Annotated in this window: 19 protein-coding genes and 1 pseudogene; 17 read left to right on the top strand and 3 right to left on the bottom strand. The window is 57.9% G+C overall.

What is annotated here, in order from left to right; all coding sequences use genetic code 11:
• From ABHU32_RS00870 to hflX, 14 genes are all read left to right on the top strand, one after another.
• Complete coding sequence (locus tag ABHU32_RS00870; RefSeq protein ID WP_346978513.1) at positions 1–2,781, top strand: FtsK/SpoIIIE family DNA translocase; 2,781 nt, start codon at positions 1–3, stop codon at positions 2,779–2,781.
• A complete protein-coding gene (locus ABHU32_RS00865; RefSeq protein ID WP_346978511.1) occupies positions 2,781–4,292 on the top strand; it encodes a RodZ domain-containing protein in 1,512 nt (503 codons plus the stop codon). Before ABHU32_RS00870 ends, ABHU32_RS00865 begins: the two co-directional genes overlap by 1 nt.
• 26 nt (positions 4,293–4,318) lie before the next feature.
• The gene (locus tag ABHU32_RS00860) at positions 4,319–4,816 is read left to right on the top strand and encodes a YajQ family cyclic di-GMP-binding protein (protein WP_346978509.1); all 498 of its coding nucleotides are present in this window, start codon (positions 4,319–4,321) and stop codon (positions 4,814–4,816) included.
• 27 nt (positions 4,817–4,843) lie between these two features.
• Entirely contained in the window at positions 4,844–6,193 is a 1,350-nt protein-coding gene (rimO, locus tag ABHU32_RS00855) for a 30S ribosomal protein S12 methylthiotransferase RimO (RefSeq protein WP_346978507.1), read from the top strand.
• A 99-nt stretch (positions 6,194–6,292) separates the two neighbouring features.
• Positions 6,293–6,841, top strand: coding sequence for a CDP-diacylglycerol--glycerol-3-phosphate 3-phosphatidyltransferase (pgsA, locus tag ABHU32_RS00850; protein WP_229025873.1), 549 nt, complete (start codon positions 6,293–6,295; stop codon positions 6,839–6,841).
• 12 nt (positions 6,842–6,853) lie between these two features.
• Positions 6,854–7,384: a CinA family protein gene (locus tag ABHU32_RS00845; protein ID WP_346978506.1), complete on the top strand. Its 531-nt coding sequence runs from the start codon at positions 6,854–6,856 to the stop codon at positions 7,382–7,384.
• A gap of 257 nt (positions 7,385–7,641) precedes the next feature.
• Positions 7,642–8,790, top strand: a complete 1,149-nt coding sequence (recA, locus tag ABHU32_RS00840) for a recombinase RecA (protein ID WP_346978504.1) — start codon at positions 7,642–7,644, stop codon at positions 8,788–8,790.
• A gap of 11 nt (positions 8,791–8,801) precedes the next feature.
• Positions 8,802–9,494: a regulatory protein RecX gene (locus ABHU32_RS00835; protein WP_346978503.1), complete on the top strand. Its 693-nt coding sequence runs from the start codon at positions 8,802–8,804 to the stop codon at positions 9,492–9,494.
• 257 nt (positions 9,495–9,751) lie between these two features.
• Positions 9,752–11,302, top strand: coding sequence for a ribonuclease Y (rny, locus tag ABHU32_RS00830; RefSeq protein ID WP_089573375.1), 1,551 nt, complete (start codon positions 9,752–9,754; stop codon positions 11,300–11,302).
• Between the two features lies 1 nt (position 11,303).
• On the top strand, positions 11,304–12,389 hold the full coding sequence (locus tag ABHU32_RS00825; protein WP_346978502.1) for an ATP-binding protein: 1,086 nt from the start codon (positions 11,304–11,306) through the stop codon (positions 12,387–12,389).
• A 74-nt stretch (positions 12,390–12,463) separates the two neighbouring features.
• Entirely contained in the window at positions 12,464–12,781 is a 318-nt protein-coding gene (locus tag ABHU32_RS00820) for a stage V sporulation protein S (RefSeq protein WP_006235982.1), read from the top strand.
• A gap of 48 nt (positions 12,782–12,829) precedes the next feature.
• Positions 12,830–14,200 (top strand): tRNA (N6-isopentenyl adenosine(37)-C2)-methylthiotransferase MiaB, encoded by a 1,371-nt coding sequence (miaB, locus tag ABHU32_RS00815; protein ID WP_346978501.1) that lies wholly within the window; start codon positions 12,830–12,832, stop codon positions 14,198–14,200.
• Positions 14,200–15,138: a tRNA (adenosine(37)-N6)-dimethylallyltransferase MiaA gene (miaA, locus tag ABHU32_RS00810; RefSeq protein WP_346978500.1), complete on the top strand. Its 939-nt coding sequence runs from the start codon at positions 14,200–14,202 to the stop codon at positions 15,136–15,138. Before miaB ends, miaA begins: the two co-directional genes overlap by 1 nt.
• Complete coding sequence (gene hflX, locus ABHU32_RS00805) at positions 15,138–16,427, top strand: GTPase HflX (protein WP_117746578.1); 1,290 nt, start codon at positions 15,138–15,140, stop codon at positions 16,425–16,427. The genes miaA and hflX overlap by 1 nt, the downstream gene beginning before the upstream one ends.
• On the opposite strand, the pseudogene ABHU32_RS00800 reads toward hflX, so the two are convergent.
• Together ABHU32_RS00800 and lexA are read right to left on the bottom strand one after the other, a co-directional pair.
• A pseudogene (locus ABHU32_RS00800) lies at positions 16,412–17,116 on the bottom strand (heparan-alpha-glucosaminide N-acetyltransferase). The gene hflX and the pseudogene ABHU32_RS00800 sit on opposite strands and share 16 nt — an antisense overlap.
• A complete protein-coding gene (gene lexA / locus ABHU32_RS00795) occupies positions 17,116–17,760 on the bottom strand; it encodes a transcriptional repressor LexA (RefSeq protein ID WP_040359862.1) in 645 nt (214 codons plus the stop codon). Before lexA ends, ABHU32_RS00800 begins: the two are co-directional and overlap by 1 nt.
• Positions 17,761–17,920: 160 nt before the next feature.
• Here lexA and ABHU32_RS00790 point away from each other — a divergent pair, with 160 nt between their 5' ends.
• From ABHU32_RS00790 to dut, 3 genes are read left to right on the top strand one after another with little or no spacing between them, the layout of a single operon-like run.
• Positions 17,921–18,373 carry a LysM peptidoglycan-binding domain-containing protein gene (locus ABHU32_RS00790; RefSeq protein WP_346978499.1) on the top strand — a complete coding sequence of 151 codons (453 nt, stop codon included), beginning with the start codon at positions 17,921–17,923 and terminating at the stop codon, positions 18,371–18,373.
• 51 nt (positions 18,374–18,424) lie between these two features.
• The gene (gene nrdR, locus ABHU32_RS00785) at positions 18,425–18,868 is read left to right on the top strand and encodes a transcriptional regulator NrdR (protein WP_022093781.1); all 444 of its coding nucleotides are present in this window, start codon (positions 18,425–18,427) and stop codon (positions 18,866–18,868) included.
• A gap of 4 nt (positions 18,869–18,872) precedes the next feature.
• The gene (gene dut, locus ABHU32_RS00780; protein WP_227790838.1) at positions 18,873–19,316 is read left to right on the top strand and encodes a dUTP diphosphatase; all 444 of its coding nucleotides are present in this window, start codon (positions 18,873–18,875) and stop codon (positions 19,314–19,316) included.
• Between the two features lie 464 nt (positions 19,317–19,780).
• Here dut and ABHU32_RS00775 read toward each other — a convergent pair whose 3' ends face one another.
• Complete coding sequence (locus ABHU32_RS00775) at positions 19,781–21,130, bottom strand: MGDG synthase family glycosyltransferase (protein ID WP_227790837.1); 1,350 nt, start codon at positions 21,128–21,130, stop codon at positions 19,781–19,783.
• Between the last annotated feature and the right edge of the window lie 19 nt (positions 21,131–21,149).

Genomic DNA, 21,149 nt, shown 5'->3' with positions numbered 1-21,149 from the left:
TTGGCGCGCGGATCTGCACAAAACGCCAAAGGTAATAAGGCCAATAACCAACCGGCATCTGCTAAGGGTGCCGGTTCCCATCTTCGTGCCAATAAGGGCCACGAGGCCGACTTCAACGATTTTGAGCCCCTGGTCGAGCCCTCGGCCAACCGCGATATTGCCGGCGTGGTCATCGCCGTTTTGGCGATTGCGTCCTTCATTGCCGTGATTTCTCCGGCAACAGCACCCGTTACGGCTGCGGTTGCCGGTTTCTACCACCTGGGCTTTGGTCTGGGCGCCTACGTGCTGCCGATCGTCATTTTGCTGTTTGCCGCCACGCTCTTTTTAGGCGAGGACTCGCCGCTCAACATTCGCTCGGTCGCGGGCGGAGCCGTGGTCTTTATCGCCGTTGTCTCCATTCTTTCTCTGATGGTGCCGGGTACGAGCGACTCGTGTGACCTTATGTTTACGCCGCAAAATCTGTCCGCCTCGGGTGGCTACATCGGTGCGTTTATTGCGAGTGCGCTGCAGAATGCACTGGGTAAGCCTATCGCGATGGTGGTCCTGTTGGGTCTGGCCGTCGTTGGTTTTGTCATCATCGGCTTTTCGGTGGGTGGCGTGCTGCGCTCTGCTCGCGACCGTGCGGCCGATTTTGCCGAGCGCCGTCGTTCCGACGTCAACGCGAGCCCGTGGGGTGACGACGAAGCCCTGTCGGTGCCCGGCGTTGCCCGTCCGCACTTGAGCATTCTTCGTCAAAAGGGCTCCGATGCTGCCGTGACCACGGTTATGGGCAACGATGTGGACCCGGTTTTGGACGATGACGATGAGGACGATGACCCGTTTGTCGACGTGTCCGAGGCCGTGGAAGCTGAGCGGGCCAAGACCACACTGTTGCCGCGCCGCCATGTCAAGAAGGGCAAGGCTGCGCCCAAACTCAACACGAGCGAGCCCGACCCGTCTTGGTCCGATAGCGAGATTGAGCTCACTGAGGGCGATGACGAGGACGACGAGGCACCGATTGAGACCGCAAAGACAACTTTGCTGCCGCGTTGCCATGCAAAGCGCAACCAGGTAACCGGTCAGCTTTCGATGGAAGACGACCCCGATAAGATCGACGAGTCCGAGCCGCCGTTTGCCGTGAATCCTGTTTCGGCTGCACCTCAGATTCCCGACTTCTTGAAGCATCCCAAGGTTGCCGATGCGCCTGCCTCGAGTGCTGTCGAATCGGCTGCGGCTAGCGATGGGGGAGCGGACGGTGGCGCCGCAGATAACGAGGGCGAAGAAGAGGACGGCCTCAAGCTTCCGCCGCTCGAAATCCTGCATGCCAACCCGCAGTCGGCTTCCTCCGCGTCTTCTGACAAGGAGCTGGAACAGACTGCCGAGTCTCTTCAGTCCACCTTGCTGGAGTTTGGTCGTAGTGCCCGCGTGGTCGGCTGGATCGCCGGCCCCACGGTGACGACCTTTAAGCTGCAACCTGGCGAGGGCGAGCGCGTGAGCAAGATTTCGAGCCTCGAGGACGATATCGCGCTTTCGCTCGCTGCCCAGTCGGTGCGTATCTTTGCCCCGATCCCCGGCACCTCGCTCGTGGGCATCGAGATCCCCAATCGCAAGCGCCAGAACGTCAACCTGGGCGACGTGCTGCCCTATGTGAAGGGCGGTCCGCTTGAGCTCGCAATCGGGCGCGATGCCGAGGGCACGCCGGTCGTCGCCGACCTTGCCAAGATGCCCCACCTGCTGATCGCCGGTACGACCGGTTCCGGTAAGTCGGTCATGATCAACTCCATCATCACGACCCTGCTCATGCGCGCGCTTCCCGAGGACGTTCGCCTGATCATGGTCGACCCCAAGCGCGTCGAGCTCGCGGGCTATAACGGCCTGCCGCATCTTTACGTACCGGTCGTTACCGAACCCAAGCAGGCTGCGAGCGCCCTGCAATGGGCCGTGTCCGAGATGGAGCGTCGCCTGAAGGTCTTCGAGCGCCTTAACGTGCGTAAGATTTCGACCTACAACGAAAAGCAGGCCGCCGGCGAGTTTGAGCATTACGATAATCCGCCGCAAAAGATGCCCTACCTGGTCATCATCATTGACGAGCTCTCGGACCTGATGATGGTCGCCGGTAAGGATGTCGAGGCCTCGATCGTACGTATCGCCCAGCTGGGCCGTGCCGCCGGTATTCATCTTATCGTGGCCACGCAGCGCCCCAGTTCCAATGTGGTGACGGGCCTTATCAAGGCCAACATCACCAACCGCATCGCCTTTAACGTCGCCACGGGCATCGACTCGCGCGTCATCATCGACCAGATGGGTGCCGAAAAGCTCACCGGTTTGGGCGACATGCTGTTCTCCAAGGTCGACTGGGGCAAGCCCCGCCGTATCCAGGGCTGCTTTGTCTCGGATGACGAAATCAACGAGATTGTCGAGTTCGTCAAGTCGCAGAGCGAGCCCGACTACCACGAGGAGATCCTGTCTGCCGTGGCGCCCGCTTCCATGTCCATGGCGGGTGGCGGCGGCATTGTCCGTACCGGAGTCGCCGAGCCGCAAGACGATGATCCGCTCATCTGGGAAGCCGCCCATATTGTGGTGGATTCGCAGCTTGGCTCCACATCTGGCCTGCAACGCCGCCTGAAGGTTGGCTATGCGCGTGCCGGGCGTATTATGGACATGCTGGAAGAAAAGGGTGTCGTCGGCCCGCCCGACGGTTCCAAGCCGCGCGAGGTCCTGTTGGACGAGGAGGGGCTTGCCGCGCTGGAATCTGTCGACGCCGAGATGGCACGTGAAGATCGTGAGTTTGGAGGATTCTGATGGCTGCACGCTTTGGTGACATGCTGCTCGAGCAGCGTCGCCGAATGGGCCTTTCCATTCAGCAGGTCGCCAACACCATCAAAATCAGGCCGCAGATCATCGAGTTTTTCGAGACCGGTAACTTTGCTTCGATGCCGCCGCGCGGCTATGCGCAGGGCATGATTTCGAGCTATGCTCGCTTTTTGGGCCTCAATCCGCGCGAGGTCGTCAATGCCTACTTTGACGACCTGATGGCATACGAACGCGAGACGTCGCAGCAGGGCGGTCGTTTTCAGGACGCCGCCGGCTACGTCAATTCGCGTTCCTCGGTCGACAACGGGCGCTTCCTGATGGTTCAGGGTGGTCGTTCGACCCGCTATGGACAGCGTCCTCAGCAGGCCGGTTATATTACCGAGACGGGTTCGGGTGAGGAGATTCGCTCACAGCGTGACCGGTTCCGCAGTACGCCGATGCCCGAGGACCGTGCACTTCCCGCTGCCCGTGGTGTAGCGCGTGACCCTCGTGCCGGCTACGGCGACGGCGGCTATTCCGATCGCGGTTACCGTGGTGCCTCCACCGGACGCTCTCGCGGTGGCTATGCGGATGCCGATACCACGCAGGTGACGCCGCGTCTTCGCTCTCAATCACAGCCGTATGGCCAGCGCTCTTCGGCTCCGCGTTCGGGCCAGCGTGGCTATCAAGGCCGCGGTGAACTTGCGCTCCGCTCGGGTCAGCGCAGCCTTCAGGGCCAGGGTGGCTATCGCGGCCGTTCCGATAGCAATCGTGGTCGTATGCCTCAGGGAGGCGGCCGCAGCAGTTCCAGTCGTGGACGCGGCGGATCACGTACTCCTCAAAACAACGGGCTCGATCCGCGTATCGTCTACGCCGGCATCGGTGCCGTTGCGCTGCTGTTGATTGTGCTCATCGTGGTGCTTCTGCGTGGCTGCGCATCTTCGGCGCCCGAGAACACGCCCGAGACGCCCACTGCTACCAAGATGCCGACCAAGAAGTCTTCTAAGAAGACCGAAACGGTCGACGAGGACGAAGACACCGATGAGGCGACGGATGAGTCGACTGATTCGGACGCTACCAAGACGACGGCCAAGAAGGAAGAGAACGAGGTCACGAAGGTCAAAGTCTCCGTTGCCAAGGGAAAGACCGCGTGGATTGAGGTCAAGGTTGACGGCAAGTCGGTCTATGGCGCCCAGGCGACTGGCCCCTTTGAGCAGGAGTACACGCCCGAGTCTTCGATCGAGATCACCACGTCCAAGCCTTCCGATGTCACCGTTACCAAGAACGGTGAAAAGGTCCGTTACGATACCAAGACCTCGGGCGTGGCGCGTGTGACGATCACCGTTCCCAAGAAGGAGACGTCTGATTCCGAGAATGGTGAAAGTTCTGATGGTACCGACACCACCGATGGTACCGATACCACCGACGGTACCGATGCCCACTCCACGGATGGCGCCGATACCGCAACTGACGGTCAGACGCCCAGCGATTCTACCGACTATTCGTACGATAGCTACTAAGCCGCTCGTACGCGAAAGGAAACATCATGGCTAAAGATTCCAGCTTCGACGTCGTGTCCGAGGTCAACATGCAAGAGGTCGACAACGCCTTCCAGCAGACCACGCGCGAGATTTCCCAGCGCTATGACCTTAAGGATTCCGGCGCCACGATTGAGCTTTCGAAGGGCGACAAGCTCTTTACGATCAACGCCCCGGCCGACTTTGTCTCCAAACAGGTTGTCGACGTGCTGAGCTCCAAGCTCATCAAGCGCGGCATCGACCTCAAGGCTGTCTCGTGGGATGCTCCGCAGGCGGCATCGGGCGGCACCGTGCGCGTGCTCGGCCATATCGTCGAGGGTATCGACCAGGCGACCGCCAAGAAGATCAACAAGGACATCAAGGATCAAAAGCTCAAGGTCAAGGTGACCATCGAGGCCGACAAGCTGCGTGTTTCCTCTGCTTCGAAGGACGCGTTGCAGACCGTGATCCAGTTCCTGCGCGACCAGGACTACGACCAGCCGCTGCAGTTCACCAACTACCGCTAATATCAATCGAAAGGACTGCTCTCCAACATGGATACACCGTTGGGCTCCGTGCTCTACATCACCCTCGGGTGCGCTAAGAACGAGGTTGACACCGACCGCATGCGTTCTCTTTTGACCGCCGCGGGCTACGAGGAGGCATTCGACCCGCAGGATGCCGATATCGCCATCGTCAATACTTGCTCGTTCCTCGCCTCCGCAACGTCCGAGAGCATCGAGACCACGCTCGAGCTCGCCAACGAGGTTCAGGACGGCGTTCGTTCTTGCCCCATCGTCATGTGCGGCTGCGTGCCGTCGCGCTATGGCGATGACCTGCCTGACGAGCTGCCCGAGGTCGCTGCCTTTGTGAAGGCCGACGAGGAAGACGGCATCGTGGCGGTCATCGATGGCGTGCTGGGTGTCGAGCGCGAGATTGCAGCCTATATCCCGCAGGTCAAGCGTACCGTCGAGGGTGCTGTCGCCTACGTCAAGATTTCCGATGGCTGCAACCGCTTCTGCAGCTTCTGCATGATTCCCTACATCCGCGGTCGCTATCACTCGCGCAATGCCGAGAGCATTATCTCCGAGGTGCGTGACCTGGTTGCCGGCGGTGTGCGCGAGATTGTGCTGATCGGCCAGGACACGGGCATCTGGGGTACCGACTTTGCCGATGAGGACGTCACTGATGGCTCGCCGCGCAATCTGGCGCAGCTGCTGCGTGCCGTCGCCGAGGCCGTACGCCCGCACAACGTCTGGGTCCGCGTGCTCTATCTGCAGCCCGAGGGCATGACTGACGAACTCATCGAGACGATTCGCGATACGCCCGAGGTACTGCCCTATATCGATATCCCCGTGCAGCACTGCGACGCGCGCATTCTCAAGGCCATGCGTCGCTCCGGTTCGCGCCAGGAGCTCGAGGATCTGTTCCGCGACCTTCGCGAGCGCATCCCCGGCATCGTGATTCGTTCCACGGCCATGGTCGGCTTCCCGACCGAGACCGACGACGAGTTCCGCGACCTTATCGACTTTATGGACACCGTCGGCTTTGACTATACGAGTGTCTTTGCCTACTCGCGTGAGGAAGGCAGCCTGGCCGCCAAGATGGAGGGTCAGGTCGATGAGGAGGTTAAGCTCGAGCGCGCCCAGGAGGCCATGGACCTGGCCGAGTCGCTCGGTTTTGCCGCCACCGCCGCACATGTGGGCGAGCGCGCCCAGGTAATCGTCGACGGTATCGAAGAGACCGAGGATGGCGCCGAGCTGATCGGCCATGCCTGGTTCCAGGCGCCCGATTCCGATGGCGCGGTGCATCTGGACGCCAGCGAGGCGTCCGTGGGCGATATTCTGACCGTCGAGTTTACCGATAGCTTCTGCTATGAGCTTATCGGTCATGTTGTGGAGTAGGAGAGCGTCGTGGCTAACGAGAGCAATAAGGAACTGACGAGTGTCTGGACGCCCGCCAACATCGTGACGTGCGTTCGCATCGTCTTTATCCCGGTGTTCATGATCGTGTCGGCGCTTTCTCACACGAGTGTTGCCGGTACGGATTGGAGCATCTTCGACGGCCCGCTCGCCGCCGCTGCCTTCATTCTGTATGTGATCCTGTCGTGCACCGATAAGGTCGACGGTTATCTGGCGCGTTCGCGCAACGAGATCACCGACTTCGGTAAGTTCTTGGACCCCATCGCCGATAAGCTGCTCGTGTTCTCGGCCCTGCTGCTGTTCTTGGATTTTGGCGCGGTGACCGTGTGGTCCGTGTTCATTATCCTGTTCCGTGAGCTTCTGGTGAGCGCCCTTCGCATGGTCGCGAGTGCGGCCGGTGTGGTCGTTGCGGCCGATAAGCTCGGCAAGTACAAGACGGCAACCACGATGGTCTCCATTTGCGGTTACCTGTGCGTTTTTGCTATGGCTGGCTTGCACCTTGGCCCGGTGGCGCTGACGCTCGGCATCTACTCGGTGTCGCGCTTCCTGTACGCCGTTGCCGTTGTCCTGACCGTTATCTCGGGCGCCCAGTACTTCTGGAACTGCCGCAAGATCGTCTTTTCGGTCTAGGTCCTGGTGGGTATGACGGACTCTTTTGAGCAGATTTCCGCACATAACGAGGAGCTGGCGCGTGATATTGTCGAGCGCGCGAGCGCTCGGGACGTGACGGTTTCGACGGCTGAGTCGCTGACGGCGGGTATGATCGCCTCGACGATTGCCGATATCCCGGGCGCCTCGGCGGTGCTGCGTGGCGGTGCGGTGACCTATTGCGATGAGATTAAGCATCGTGTTCTTGGTGTTGAGCAGGAGACGCTCGACCGCTATACCGCGGTGTCGCATCAGACCGCGCGCGAGATGGCGGTGGGTTCGCTGGAGCTGTACCAGAGCGATATTGCAGTGAGCGCAACGGGTTATGCCGGCCCCGGCGGTGGCACTGAGGACGATCCGGCGGGCACTTTCTATATTGGCTGGGCGCATCGTTCCGCCGATGGGGGCGTGCCGGTCGTGGACTCTGTGCGCTGCCACTATGAGGGCGACCGTTCGTGTGTTCGTGCCCATGCGGTCACGGAGGCATTGGGTCGCATTGCCCTTGTGCTCAACTCTATGGAATAGACGTGTTTTAAGGGGCCTCCGAGCCCCTTAATTGTGGAGATAGGGACCTTAGGCTCATTTGGCGTTTGTGCTGGTTGTAGATGTATTTTTGCCTTCCTTGCTCTTATTTGTTCCTTTGTGGTCAAGCATTTGGTCAGTGTTTGGTCGGCGTTTGGTTGGGTTTTGGAAAGACCGCCTGCATATGATTGGCCTGAACGGTTGACCACGAACAGCCGTTCGTTTATTATCGATGCAGGTTGTTAAGAGGAGGGCTATTCATGGCCAAGAATTCAGGTCCCGTACGTACCGTTCATGCTCGCACGACGGGTAAAGAGCGCGATGAGATGATCGCCACCACCAAGGCCGAGATCGAGAAGAAATTCGGCCAGGGTTCCATCATGAGGTACGGCGACGGTGGTCCCGAGCTCGAGGTCGAGGCCATTCCCACGGGCGCCCTGGCCCTCGATGCCGCTCTGGGTATCGGCGGTGTGCCGCGCGGCCGTATCGTCGAGATTTACGGTCCTGAGTCCTCCGGTAAGACGACGCTTTCGCTTGAGATCCTGGCCGAGGCCCAGGCAATGGGTGGCGTTGTGGCATTTATCGATGCCGAGCATGCGCTCGATCCCACGTATGCCGCGCGCATCGGCGTGGATATCGACGAGGTGCTCATTTCCCAGCCCGATACGGGCGAGCAGGCGCTCGAGATTGTTGACATGCTCGTGCGTTCCGGCGCCATCGATGCCATCGTCGTCGACTCCGTCGCCGCGCTGACCCCGCGTGCCGAGATCGAGGGAGAAATCGGCGATACCACGGTCGGCTTGCAAGCTCGCCTGATGAGCCAGGCGCTTCGCAAGCTCGCCGGCTCGCTGTCCAAGTCCAACACGACGTGCATCTTCATTAATCAGCTGCGTGAGAAGATCGGCGTCATGTTCGGCAACCCCGAGACCACGACGGGCGGCCGCGCCCTTAAGTTCTTCTCTTCGGTGCGTATCGACATTCGCCGTATCGACAGCATTAAGCTTAAGGACGAGGTTATCGGTAACCGCGTGCGCGCCAAGGTCGTTAAGAACAAGGTGGCAGCTCCGTTCCGTTCTGCTGAGTTCGACATCATGTACGGCACGGGCATCTCTAAGGAGGGCTCGATTCTGGACATGGCTGTCGAGTGCGGCATCTGCAAGAAGATGGGCTCCTGGTTTGCCTATGGCGAGGACAAGCTCGGCAACGGTCGCGAGGCCGCCAAGGCGTTCCTGCGCGAACACCCCGATTGCGCCGACGAGATTGAGCATAAGGTCCGCCTCGCCTGCGGGCTTGAGTTTGATGACGATGCTCCGTCCGAGGTCGAGTTGACCGATCAGCCTGCGCCTGGGGAGTTTGACGAGCTTTATGCCATCGATGGTTCCGCCATGCTCGATGATGACGACGAGTAGCGGTTACGCTCATGTCGTATACGGTGACCGAGGCTACGGTCGTCTTTCCCGATAAGAAGTCGGCCTCCTCGTTCTCGAGCGGGTATGCGTCCAAAAAGCCTTGCGCACATATCGATTGTGAGCTTGAGGGCGGTTTTGAGCGGTCCATTTGGATTCCCGTGCGGGTTGCGCGGCTGTATGTCAAAAACCGCCCCGATCTTCCCTGTGATTGGGACAACTTCCGTGAGGCGGTGCAGCTCATCGAGCGTAAATGTGCACTTACCATGGTGACCGAGATGTTATCGCGCCGCGACCATGCGACGGGTGAGGTCCGTGACAAGTTGGCTCGCTACGGCTTTCGCCAGCCCGCGATCGATTTCGCCGTCGAGCGCGCCACCGAGTATCGCTTTTTAGACGAGAACCGCTTTTGCTCGTACTTTATCGAGGAACGCAAGCGGCGCGGTTGGGGACAGCGCAAAATCGAGACCGAGCTCAAGCGACGTCATGTTGTGCTCGATGACATTCCCGGTTATCCCGAGGATTATTTTGCCGTCGAAGACGATTTGGCGCGTGCGTCAGCCCTGCTCGCCAAGCGGCGTGTTCCAGAGACGCGCGGATTCGAAAAACTGGTTCGGTTTTTGATGGGCAAGGGCTTTTCGTATCACATTGCCGCCGATGCCGTTAAGGCACGTCTCGATGCCGAATGCGAGGAATGTGCGGTTTAGGCGTATGCGTTTTGTGGCCCTGCCGTTCACCGCGTTTTAGCCGCCGTACTGGGGCCATTTATTTGACAGTTGTTGTGGTTCAACGTACGATAAACACTGTCATTTGCTTTGTGATATGTGCTCATCTGTGATGAGTTTGTTTATATGTTTATCTGTATCCGACCCGCATAAGCTGCGCCCATATTACTCAAATGTCGCGAGCCGTTCGTAAGGACGGTTCGCTTTGTTGTGTAACGAATCCATAAAAAGGAGTGAGCATGCCTATCATCGCAGCGCTCGTTGGCATCGTTTTGGGTGCTATCGCCGCCATTGCCTACATGCGCACCGCCAAGCAGGGTAGTCTTCACGAGGCCGACGAAAAGATCCAGTCGGCACACGCACAGGCTGAGTCCCTGATCGGTGATGCAAAGCGTCAGGCCGAGACCCTCAAAAAAGAGGCTCTGCTCGAGGCTAAAGAGGAGATCATCAAAAACAAGCAGGCCGCCGAGGCCGAGGACAAGCAGCGTAAGAACGAGATTCGTACGCTCGAGAACCGCGTGATGCAGCGCGAGGAATCCCTCGATCGCCGTAACGACGCTCTCGACAAGCGCGAGCATCAGCTGTCCAGCCAGGCCGGTCAGGTCGAGAAGCGCTCCCGAGAGCTCGAGGAGCTCTGCGCAAAGCAGACCTCCGAGCTCGAGCGTATCGCCGACCTTACCCGCGAGGACGCCCACAAGGAGCTCCTCGATAAGGTTCGCGGCGAGGTTACCCACGAGGCCGCCACGATCATTCGCGAGTCCGAGCAGCAGGTTCGCGCCGAGTGCCACAAGACCGCCCAGGAGATTCTGTCCCTGGCGATTCAGCGCTGCGCTGCCGACCACACTGCCGAGGTCACCGTTACCTCCGTGCACATTCCCTCTGATGACCTCAAGGGTCGTATCATCGGTCGCGAGGGTCGCAACATCAGGACCTTCGAGCAGGTTTCCGGCGTCAACCTCGTGATCGACGACACGCCCGAGACCGTCGTTCTTTCGAGCTTCGACCCGGTCCGTCGTGAGACCGCCCGTGTTGCCCTCGAGAACCTCATCGCCGACGGCCGCATTCACCCCGCCCGCATCGAGGAGATGTATCACAAGGCTGCCGACTTGGTTCAGCAGCGCGTTCGCGAGGCTGGCGAGCAGGCTGCCTTCGATACCGGCATTCACGACCTGCACCCCGAGATCGTCAAGACCCTTGGTGCCCTACGCTACCGTACTTCGTTTGGTCAGAACGTGCTTCAGCACTCCCTCGAAGTCTCTGACCTGTGCGGCGTGATGGCTTCCGAGCTTGGTCTGGACGTTGTGACCGCCAAGCGCGCCGGCCTGCTGCACGACCTGGGCAAGGCAATTGACCATGACGTCGAGGGCCCGCATGCCGTCATCGGCGCCGAGCTCGCCCGTCGTTATGGCGAGAAGCCCGTTATCGTCCACGCTATCGAGGCTCACCATGCCGATGTCGACCCCAACACGGTGCTCGATGTCCTGGTACAGGCCGCCGATGCTGTCTCTGCCTCTCGCCCCGGTGCCCGTCGCGAGTCTGCCGAGAACTACATCAAGCGTCTTGAGAAGCTCGAGGAGATTGCCAACTCCCATGACGGCGTCGAGCGTACCTATGCCATGCAGGCTGGTCGCGAGGTCCACGTCATGGTTCAGCCGGACAAGATCTCCGATGCCCAGTCCACGGTCCTGGCTCACGATATCGCCCATCAGATCGAGGAAGAGATGGAGTATCCCGGTCAGGTGCGCGTCGTCGTGATTCGCGAGAGCCGCGCTGTCGATATCGCTAAATAACATGAGCGACGCGAACGAGCTCATCTCATTTATCGCGTCGATGTCGGGGGAGGGCAACCTTCGCGTCGAGGAGAACCTTGGCGAGGGGTATGTCCGCCTCCGCGTTTCTGAGGCCGAGCGGCGCCAGGCAAAGCACGACATTCAGCATGTCGAGGATATCGTCATCGAAATGCTCCGTAATGCTCGCGATGCCGGCGCCGACAAAGTCTATCTCGCCACGACCAAGGAAGATAGCGTCCGCACGCTTGTCTTTCTGGATAACGGTTCGGGCGTTCCGCAGGATATGCAAGAGCGAATCTTCGATGCCCGCGTTACCTCCAAGCTCGAGAGCATGAAGATGGACCGTTGGGGCGTTCACGGTCGTGGCATGGCATTGTTTTCGATCAAGCAGAACACCGACGAGGCCCGTGTGGTCACGTCAGGTGTCGACCTTGGCTCGGCCTTTAAGGTGAGCGTTGCGGCCGATCGCCTCAGTGAGCGTGCCGATCAGTCTAGCTGGCCCCAGGCCGTCAAGGATGAGGACGGACGTTATGTCTGTGCTCGCGGCCCGCATAATATTATTCGCGCTGCTTGTGAGTTTGCGCTCGAGGAGTTGCGTGGTTGCGATGTCTATCTTGGTTCTCCGTCTGAGATTGCCGCGACCCTTTATGCTCAGGCGTCCAGTCGGCTCGATACGTCTCGTCTCCTGTTTATTGATGACGAGAGCGAGCTTCCGGTTGTCGACCGTTTAGGCCTTGCCTCTGATGCCGAGGACTTTATCCGTATCTGTTCGGGTTTGGGTCTTGAGATGTCCGAGCGCACGGCCCATCGTATTTTGGCAGGGCAGATTAAGCCCGTTCGCGGTGTGACCGCGCGTCTGCTGCGCGAGCGCGATTCGTCCTCGCATGCGCCGGCTCCTGTCGACCTCGCGAAGGATCGTCGCGGGCTACGTATTGCCAAGGATGACATGGCACAGTTTTCGCGTGCTGTGGAGCGCGACTTTAATGATCTTGCCGCCCGGTACTATCTCAACCTTTGCGGCGACCCAAAGATTCGTGTTTCGCGTGATCGAATCACTGTGACTTTCGATCTTGCCAAAGAGGAATAGTGCCTTTACCGAGTCCACTCGGTACGATACAGTTATTGCAGTTAAAACGTACTTTTAAACGCAGGAGTTTCTTCATGGATTGCCTGAAGGTATCAAGCAAATCATCGCCCGCGTCCGTTGCCGGCGCCATCGCCGGCATGGTCAAGGATGGCGTACCCGTCAACATCCAGTGTGTCGGCGCTGGTGCTGTCAACCAGGCCATTAAGGCCGTGGCTATCGCGCGCGGTTTTTTGATTCCAACCGGTTTTGATATTTCCTGCGCGCCCGTGTTCTCCGACATCCTCATTAACGGGGAGTCGCGCACGGCCATCCGCCTTTCTATCTACGTTCACCAGATCAATCGAGCTGCTATGGATAACGTCGTCATGGATGATGTTAAGCCTGTGGCATAGCTTCTGCTTGCCTCGATTCGCCTCCCTTCCATCGTTAGGACTTATCACATGGACCAGCGTTCCGTACGCGATATTCTTGCCGGTAAAACCTACTTTATCCGCACCTTTGGCTGCCAGATGAATCAGCACGACTCCGAGCGTGTGAGCGGTCTGCTTGATTCGTATGGCTGCCTCATGGCGCTTGATCCCGCGCATGCCGATATCGTTGTTTTCATGACATGCTGCGTGCGCGAGGCCGCCGATACTCGGCTGTACGGTCAGTGCAATTCCTGCAAAAGCCTGCCGCCTTCGCCTTCGGGCAAGCGTGTGGTTGCCGTGGGCGGCTGCATCGCGCAGCGTGATGGCGAGGGCCTGCTCACCAACGTCGATAACGTCAATGTCATCTTTGGTACGCATTCTATCGCACATGTGGCCGAGCTCATTGCCGAGGCGTTCCTTGACGGCAAGCGTCATATCCGCACCAATGAGCATGAGGATACGGATGCCATGAGCATGCCGTGGCATCGCGAGACCCAGTATCACGCCTGGGTACCCATCATGACGGGCTGCAATAATTTCTGCACCTATTGCATCGTGCCGTACGTGCGCGGTCGCGAAAAGAGCCGCCCCTTCGAAGAGATTGTCGACGAGGTGACCGGTTTGGTGCGCCAGGGCGTGCGTGAGATTACACTGCTGGGCCAAAACGTTAACTCATATGGTCGCGATCTGTTTGGCAAGCCACGTTTTGCCGATCTGCTGCGTGCCGTGGGCGATACGGGTGTGGAGCGCATCTTCTTTACGTCTTCGCATCCCAAGGATCTTCTCCCCGAGACCATCGACGCCATGGCCGAGACGCCTGCCGTTATGCCGCAGCTGCACCTGGCCGTCCAGTCAGGTTCGACACGGATCCTCAAAGAGATGAATCGCCGTTATACACGCGAAGACTATCTGGGGCTCGTCGATCGCATTCGCAATCGCATGCCCAATATCGCGCTTTCGACCGATATCATCGTGGGCTTCCCCGGCGAGACCGAGGAAGACTTTGAGCAGACTCTCTCGCTTGCCGAGACGGTCCGTTATGCTCAGGCCTATACGTTTATCTATTCCAAGCGCGCTGGTACTCCGGCAGCCGAGATTGACGATCCCACGCCGCATGAGGTGATTCTTGAGCGCTTCAACCGTCTGGTGAAGATTATCGAGACCACGGCGCACGAGTATAACCAAGGTGAGCTCCATACCGTTGTGCCGGCGCTTATTGAGGGTACGAGCAAGAAGAACGATGCGGTCCTGTTGGGCAAGAGTCCCAAGAATCAGACCGTGCATGCGCCTATCCCCGAGGGTTACAGCATCGATCAGCTTGTTGGCAAGATCGTTGCTGTTGACGTTGACGTTGCCAAGACCTGGTATTTGTCCGGCTCCGTTGTGGGCGAGCCGCGCTAATGGTTTCTTCCGGGGCAGGTCTTTCCGCCGTTGCGATCGTCGGTCCGACGGCGGTTGGTAAGAGTGATGTTGCCGACCGTTTGGCCGCTCGTCTTTCGTCCGAAGTGCTGTCGTGCGATGCGATGCAAATCTATCGCGGCATGGACATCGGTACCGCAAAGATGACGCCCGATGAGTGTACGGCGCCGCTGCGTCTCGTCGACATTGTAGAGCCGGGTGTGGCATATTCTGCTGCGCTTTATCAGGCTGACGCTCGCGCGCATGTTGAGCGCTTGCTTGGCGAGGGCCGTCTACCGGTGTTTTGCGGGGGTACGGGGCTGTATCTCAAGGCCGCCCTCGATGAGATGGACTTTCCCTCGGGTGAACTTGAGGACGATCGCCGTGCGGGGTATCAGGAGCTTGCCGAGCGTATTGGCGAGGAAGAACTGCATGCCCTGCTTGCCGAGCGCGACCCAGAATCTGCTGCTGTTATTCATCCCCATAACGTGCGCCGTGTGATTCGTGCGCTCGAGATGCATGATGATGGTATCTCCTATGCACAGCAAAAAAGTCAGTTTAGTGTTCCGCGCGAGCATTATCATGCTCTATGGTTTGGTCTGACGCGTAATCGCGAGGTTCTCTACGAGCGCATTAACCTGCGTGTCAATCTGATGTTTGAACAGGGTCTTGTCGATGAGGTTCGCGGTCTGATGGACCAGGGGCTGGGAGATGCCCTGACGTCGATGCAGGCAATTGGCTATAAAGAGATTATCGATGCTTTTAATGGCGTGATGAGCATGGATGAGGCTCGCGAGCTCATTAAGATGCGTTCGCGTCGTTATGCCAAGCGTCAGCTATCGTGGTTTAAACGCGATGATCGCATCGTGTGGTTCGATATGGACAAGTTTACGATCGATGAGGTCGTTGAGGACATCCTGCATTGTATTGAGGCTGCCTAATGGCCCGCTTCCCCCTTGTTCCCACGGCACCCGAGCCCGAGCGTGCCATATTAGTTGGTGTTGAGTGGCGCGACAATGCGTGGCCGCTCGATCGTTCGCTTGACGAGCTTGAGCGCCTTGCCCATACGGCTGGTGCCCAGTGCGTGGCTCGCTTGTCTCAGCGTTTGGTAAAGCCGTATCCTAAATCGTTTATCGGTTCCGGTAAGGTTGAAGAGCTGTGCGGCCTGGTGCATCGCATGGATGCCGATGTCGTTATTTTTGACGACGACCTGACGCCCTCGCAGCAATCCTATTTGGAGAAAGCCGTGGGCGAGCCGGTAAAGATTATCGATCGTACGGCACTGATCTTGGATATCTTTGGCCTGCATGCTCAGACGCGTGAGGGACGCCTACAGGTACAGCTGGCGCAGCTTCAATATCTGTTGCCTCGTCTGCGCGGCATGTGGAGCCATCTCGCCAAGGAACAGACGCGCGGCGGCATCGGCTCACGCTTTGGTCAGGGCGAAAGTCAGCTCGAGGTCGACCGTCGCCTCATTCGTAATAAGATCGCTGCGCTTCGACGTGAGATCAAGCAGGTTGAACAGCGTCGTGATGTTCAATCCAAGAGTCGTATTGAGTCACCGGCGTTTCGCGTCGCGTTAGCCGGTTATACCAATGCCGGTAAATCGACGTTGCTCAATCGTCTGACCGGTTCTACGGTACTTTCGCAGGACAAGCTGTTTGCTACGCTCGACCCGACGACGCGTTCATATCGCCTGCCTGGCGGTCGCGGCATGACGATTACCGATACCGTCGGCTTTATTCAAAAGCTGCCGCATGGTCTGGTCGATGCCTTTAAATCGACGTTGTCCGAGGTGTTGGGTGCCGATTTAATTCTCAAAGTCGTGGATGCGTCTGATGAGGACTATGAGCGACAGCTTGAGGCTGTCGACCGCGTGCTTGATGAGATCGGCGCCGGAGAGCGTTTAACGCTTACGGTGTTCAATAAAATCGATCTTCTCGATAGCGTCGATCGATTGAGTTTCCGTCGTCGTTATCCGGAAGCTGTTCTGTTCTCGGCCCAAACGGGCGAGGGGCTCGACGATCTCGTCGATCGCATTGCTCGCGAGGCGGCCGCCACCGATGTGCTGCTTTCCGCCGACATTCCATATCGTGAAGGTGCACTCATCACAGTCGTGCATGAGCAGGGGACCCTTTTGCACGAGGAATATCTTGAGGATGGCGTTCGTATTGTGGCGAAACTGCCGGCTCGTATTGCACCGCGGCTCGAGCGTTATCGCACCGAGTAGGCGAGCTCCAAAATGCCCAGTATGATGGGCTGATGTAGCAGATAAAAGGGGAGTGCATGACGTCCAAGGCTGGCGAGCGCCGGGATGGGATTCGCGTAGGCCCAGCTAGGGACGGTCTTATCGATTCCCTTCGCTATGTGTGCGGCGAAGTATCCTGCAAGATACATAAAGATAAACGGGATGATGGGGTAGTAATCACCTGAGATAAATCCAGGGCTCGGAAATCCTAGCCACGCCAGGTATGGGACAGGGTAGGTCGTTTTGGGGATGCTCCAGGTGAGGGCGAACAACACAAGGCATAGGGACACGCCCCATCTCGCCGAAATCTTCTTAAGGACGGGATTGGTCAACGCTACGATGCCGGTACATGCGGCCATACAGTAGATGATGCCAAAATTAACCGAATCGTCGACTGAGACAAGTGTTGTTGCCAACCAGACGACGAGTGCTGCTAAGGCGTATTTGGCGGCACGTTTGATATTGTTGCGCGAAAGAGTGCACATCCAACCCGCGATAAACTAGAATACCCAGCTGATGCTGGCGCGCCAGATGTCTTGAAAGACGGTCTGGGTAAACCAGGGCATATCCCAACCGTACAGGTAGGCGAGATCGTAGCAAGCGTGAAAACCTGCCATTGAAATCATCGTAAACCCGCGGACGGTATCAAAGATAGTGATGCGTTTTTGCATTACGAGAACCGGCGCATCAAGCCGACGACTTTGCCCAAGATAACGGGATTCGTTGCATAGATAGGCTCCATGGTGTCATTCTCGGGCTGCAGGCGTACGCGTCCCTGCTCCTTGTAGAACGTCTTGACGGTCGCTGAACCATCAATCATGGCCACGACAATTTCGCCGTTCATGGCACTCTTTTGTTCACGGACGATGATGTAATCGCCATTGAAGATGCCGACATTGATCATTGAGCTCCCATGCACCTCAAGGATAAAGGAACCCTGATCAGTGGCGATTTCGGTCGGGATAGTAAAAGTGTCTTCGATATTCTGCTCGGCCAGAATGGGAATCCCAGCCGCGACGCGACCAACGAGCGGTAGCGAGACCGTTCCGCGAGGTGCGGTGGGCTCGTCAGATTTAGAAATTGAGACAGAGGAACCGTCCTCGTTAAAGAGTTCCAGGGCGCGCGGTTTGGTGGCATCGCGCTTGAGTAGCCCGCGCGCCTCCAGAGCAGATAGATGGGCGTGCACGGTGCTGGGGGAGGAAAGGCCCACGGCAGAAGCCATCTCGCGCACGCTGGGCGGATAACCCTTCTCCTGCTGATATTCCTTGATGAAGTCGTAAATTTGCTGCTGACGCTTGGTAATTTTGCGAGCCATCAGGGCATCCTCTCTACCCGTGTCAAACAAATGTTCGAATTTTGCTTGACAGGAACAACTGTTCGAAGATAATAATAACCGAACATTCGTTCTCGCGCCAGATATTTTTGTCCGCGCGGCTTGATAAAACTGTTCTCAGCAAAACACGCGAGAGGAGAACATGATGAACGCAACGAATATGGTCCAGGGAAACCTCGCCCTTAAGCTCGTGACGCCTGCTGAACCCACTTTTACGGTTGTTCAGGGTGGCCGCTCCGGCTTTCAGCCTTTGACCGTAAAGCCTGCTCGCAATCAGCAGGCTGCAGTTGTGCCGGCCCGCGTTGCCCTGAAGGTTCCGACGATTGTCGCCGTTGCCGTTGCGCTTACGCTCTTCTTTGTCCTCGCTACGTCGGTCTTTAGCGCTCGTCACGCCGCGTATGCCGAGTCCGTTTCCAACGTTACCTACGAGACCATTCGCGTTCAGCCTGGTGATTCTCTTTGGTCGCTTGCCGAGGAATATCCAATCGAAGGCCTTTCCACGCAAGAGACTTCCGACATGATCCGTAACGTCAATCATCTGGAGCATGGTTCGCTCGCCGCCGGTGCGCATCTTAAGGTTCCTGCTCGTTCGTAATCATTATCGCGCTGCACATGGTACCCTTGTTATCGTTTAAGAGGAGGTACCATGCGCTGTCCCAAATGCGGCAAGGCACATACCCGCGTCGTTGATTCCCGTATGCAGGAGTCAAATAACACCATTAAGCGCCGTCGCGAATGTTGCTCGTGTAACTACCGCTTTACAACGTTCGAGCGATGCGAAGACCCAATTGAGGTCATTAAGTCGGACGGAACCAAGCAGCGGTTCGATCGCAATAAGCTGCTCGTCGGCTTGATGCGCGCCACCATCAAGCGTGATATCGACACTAAGAAGCTCAATGAGATTATCGACGATATCGAGGTCGAGCTGCGTTCTCGTACGCTGACGGCCGTCACGTCCCATGAGTTGGGTGACATGGTGCTCAAGCGCTTGGCCAAGATCGACAAGGTGGCGTACATCCGCTTTGCCTCGGTCTACCGCGATTTCAAAGACGTCGATGAGTTTCTGCAAGAGCTTGACAAGCTAAGGTGATTCCATGTCCAACATTACCGTCAACATAAAGCGTCTCGACCCCACCGTCGAGCTTCCCAAATACGCCCATCCCACCGATGCCGGTTTGGATCTGCGCTCCAACGAGGACTGCGTCCTGAGGCCCTTCGAACGTCGTCTGGTCTCTACTGGGCTGGCCATCGCCCTGCCCGACGGTTACGCCGGCTTCGTCCAGCCCCGCAGCGGCTTGGCCATCAAGCAGGGCCTGTCTATAGTCAATACGCCGGGCCTCATCGACGCCCACTACCGAGGAGAACTCAAGGTTATCCTCATCAACCTGGATCCCTCCAACAACATCAAAATCAACAAAGGCGACCGCATAGCCCAACTCGTCATCCAAGAAGTCCCCACGGTCAACCTCATGGAAGTAGAAGAACTAGACAAAACCGACCGAGGCAACGGAGGCTTCGGCTCCAGCGGCGTCGCTTAGTCTTTTGCTTCGTTGAACGGAGTGTCGTAATGTCCGCTCGCCCCTGGGATGCCCCTATATATCATCCCGTGCTCAAACATTCTCGCTGCGCTGCGAAACTGCGCGCGGGACGATATATAGGGGCATCCCAGGGGCGAGCTACGTTTACATGCTCGCAATCGGTTATGGCTTCCCATCTGAAGCCTAATGCTGTATCTAGAAGCTGTGTCTAACAAGTAATCCGATCTGACAAAGAGACGGCTCCTTTGTCAGATTGGATTACTTTGATTTCTTGTTTTCGAGTTTCCCTTCGCTGCTTTTAGTAGGGTATCCGATATGGCTGCTAGTGCGTACATATAGCCGTGGCGCAGGCCGCCCACACATATCGTTCCACGCGCAGTTTCGCAGCGAGCGAAGCGAAGCGAGAATGTTTGAGCATGGAATGATATGTGTGGGCGGCCTGCGCCACGGCGGACAGTCCGGTGCTAGCGGATATGCGCGGGCTTTCCGCCCCAGTAGAAGCGGCAGAAGGCTCGTTTGCGCTTTTGGGGCTTGCCTACTAGCTCCATGGTTGCGATGGCTATGTCTTCGGCTGCGTGGGGGCGGCGTAGTACTTCGCCATTGATGAGTAGGGCTTTGAGTGATTCGGGATGGTCGTGCAGGTGACGTAGGGTAACGATGAGCTCTCGTGCGGTGGTGACATGCATGCTGGCGCCCATGCCGGTGAGCATCGTGGTGTTGGCCTTTTCCTGGCCATAGGACTTGCCCAGCAGGATCATCGGCAGATGTGCGCATAGGCACTCGGTGACGGTGAGCCCGCCCGACTTGAGGATTGCCAGGTCGCAGCCGTGCATGAGGGCCGCCATGTCATCCACGTAGTCCAGAACTGTGACGTTTTCGAGCTTCATGGCGACGAAGAGCGTCTTCAGCCGGGTGGCATACTCCACGTCTTTACCGGGCAAAAAGACAAAGTGCATGTCCTCAAAGCCGCGTAAGAAGGGGAGCGTGTGGTCCATCGCGGCGCGGAAACGCACGTATGGTTGGGGCAAACTGGCGCCGGCCATCACCAATACGACGGTTTTGTCTATGGGGAGATTGAACTTGCTGAGCTCATCTTCGCGTTTGTAATCTGAATCGAAACCGGCTCGGATGGGGATGCCCGTTATGCGGATCTTTGACTCGGGAACCTTGCGCGGGCGCAGCGTTTCGGCCATAAACTCGTTGGCTACACAGAATAGGTCGGTGTCCTTGTGGGGCCAAAAGCCTTCGACTTCGTAATCGGTCGGCACACAGATGACCGGGTAATCGATACCCGTAATTACGCGGGCGCCCACGGCAACATTGGCTGCTGTGATGTGCGTTGCGACCACGGCTATAGGCCTGCGGCGACGAATATATTCGTTGAAGGCGGGGAACATAATACGCGACCATGCCGTGCCGCCACCCCAGAGAAGATGTCCCGTAAGCGTATATCGCCAGGTCAGGTCGTAAATGGGGCGTGTGGCTCCCGTAAAAGAAGCCGCGGTCTTATTGCCGTCGAATTTAATACGTCCAAAATCAAGGATATCGAGCACTTCAATTTCAATATCCTCAGGGATTCCCTTGGTGCCGCGGATAAGATCAAATGCTTGTGCAATCGCGTTGGCGGCGGCTTTGTGGCCCGATCCAACCGATGCGTGCACAATGGTTACTAGGGGTTTTTGTGCAGGTGAAACGGTCATTTGCTCCGGTTGGGGAGTGGCTTGCATGGGCAGGGGAGCGCTATTGCTCATCTGCGTTTGATCCATCGATAACTCCCCTTCAGCTTTGTTACGCGATTTATCATTGTAGTGCATGAGTGTCATGTTCACGTAA

Source organism: Collinsella aerofaciens, assembly GCF_039758965.1.
In the GTDB taxonomy this organism is placed as follows: domain Bacteria; phylum Actinomycetota; class Coriobacteriia; order Coriobacteriales; family Coriobacteriaceae; genus Collinsella; species Collinsella aerofaciens_BR.
This window is presented reverse-complemented; position numbering and strand designations above follow the sequence as displayed.

What these genes read in the sequence shown, in the direction of transcription:
- ABHU32_RS00865 (WP_346978511.1), top strand. Translation starts at nt 2,781, where the DNA reads ATGGCTGCACGCTTTGGTGACATGCTGCTCGAGCAGCGTCGCCGAATG.
- ABHU32_RS00860 (WP_346978509.1), top strand. Translation starts at nt 4,319, where the DNA reads ATGGCTAAAGATTCCAGCTTCGACGTCGTGTCCGAGGTCAACATGCAA.
- rimO (WP_346978507.1), top strand. Translation starts at nt 4,844, where the DNA reads ATGGATACACCGTTGGGCTCCGTGCTCTACATCACCCTCGGGTGCGCT.
- pgsA (WP_229025873.1), top strand. Translation starts at nt 6,293, where the DNA reads ATGATCGTGTCGGCGCTTTCTCACACGAGTGTTGCCGGTACGGATTGG.
- ABHU32_RS00845 (WP_346978506.1), top strand. Translation starts at nt 6,854, where the DNA reads ATGACGGACTCTTTTGAGCAGATTTCCGCACATAACGAGGAGCTGGCG.
- recA (WP_346978504.1), top strand. Translation starts at nt 7,642, where the DNA reads ATGGCCAAGAATTCAGGTCCCGTACGTACCGTTCATGCTCGCACGACG.
- ABHU32_RS00835 (WP_346978503.1), top strand. Translation starts at nt 8,802, where the DNA reads ATGTCGTATACGGTGACCGAGGCTACGGTCGTCTTTCCCGATAAGAAG.
- rny (WP_089573375.1), top strand. Translation starts at nt 9,752, where the DNA reads ATGCCTATCATCGCAGCGCTCGTTGGCATCGTTTTGGGTGCTATCGCC.
- ABHU32_RS00825 (WP_346978502.1), top strand. Translation starts at nt 11,304, where the DNA reads ATGAGCGACGCGAACGAGCTCATCTCATTTATCGCGTCGATGTCGGGG.
- ABHU32_RS00820 (WP_006235982.1), top strand. Translation starts at nt 12,464, where the DNA reads ATGGATTGCCTGAAGGTATCAAGCAAATCATCGCCCGCGTCCGTTGCC.
- miaB (WP_346978501.1), top strand. Translation starts at nt 12,830, where the DNA reads ATGGACCAGCGTTCCGTACGCGATATTCTTGCCGGTAAAACCTACTTT.
- miaA (WP_346978500.1), top strand. Translation starts at nt 14,200, where the DNA reads ATGGTTTCTTCCGGGGCAGGTCTTTCCGCCGTTGCGATCGTCGGTCCG.
- hflX (WP_117746578.1), top strand. Translation starts at nt 15,138, where the DNA reads ATGGCCCGCTTCCCCCTTGTTCCCACGGCACCCGAGCCCGAGCGTGCC.
- lexA (WP_040359862.1), bottom strand. Translation starts at nt 17,760, where the DNA reads ATGGCTCGCAAAATTACCAAGCGTCAGCAGCAAATTTACGACTTCATC.
- ABHU32_RS00790 (WP_346978499.1), top strand. Translation starts at nt 17,921, where the DNA reads ATGATGAACGCAACGAATATGGTCCAGGGAAACCTCGCCCTTAAGCTC.
- nrdR (WP_022093781.1), top strand. Translation starts at nt 18,425, where the DNA reads ATGCGCTGTCCCAAATGCGGCAAGGCACATACCCGCGTCGTTGATTCC.
- dut (WP_227790838.1), top strand. Translation starts at nt 18,873, where the DNA reads ATGTCCAACATTACCGTCAACATAAAGCGTCTCGACCCCACCGTCGAG.
- ABHU32_RS00775 (WP_227790837.1), bottom strand. Translation starts at nt 21,130, where the DNA reads ATGCACTACAATGATAAATCGCGTAACAAAGCTGAAGGGGAGTTATCG.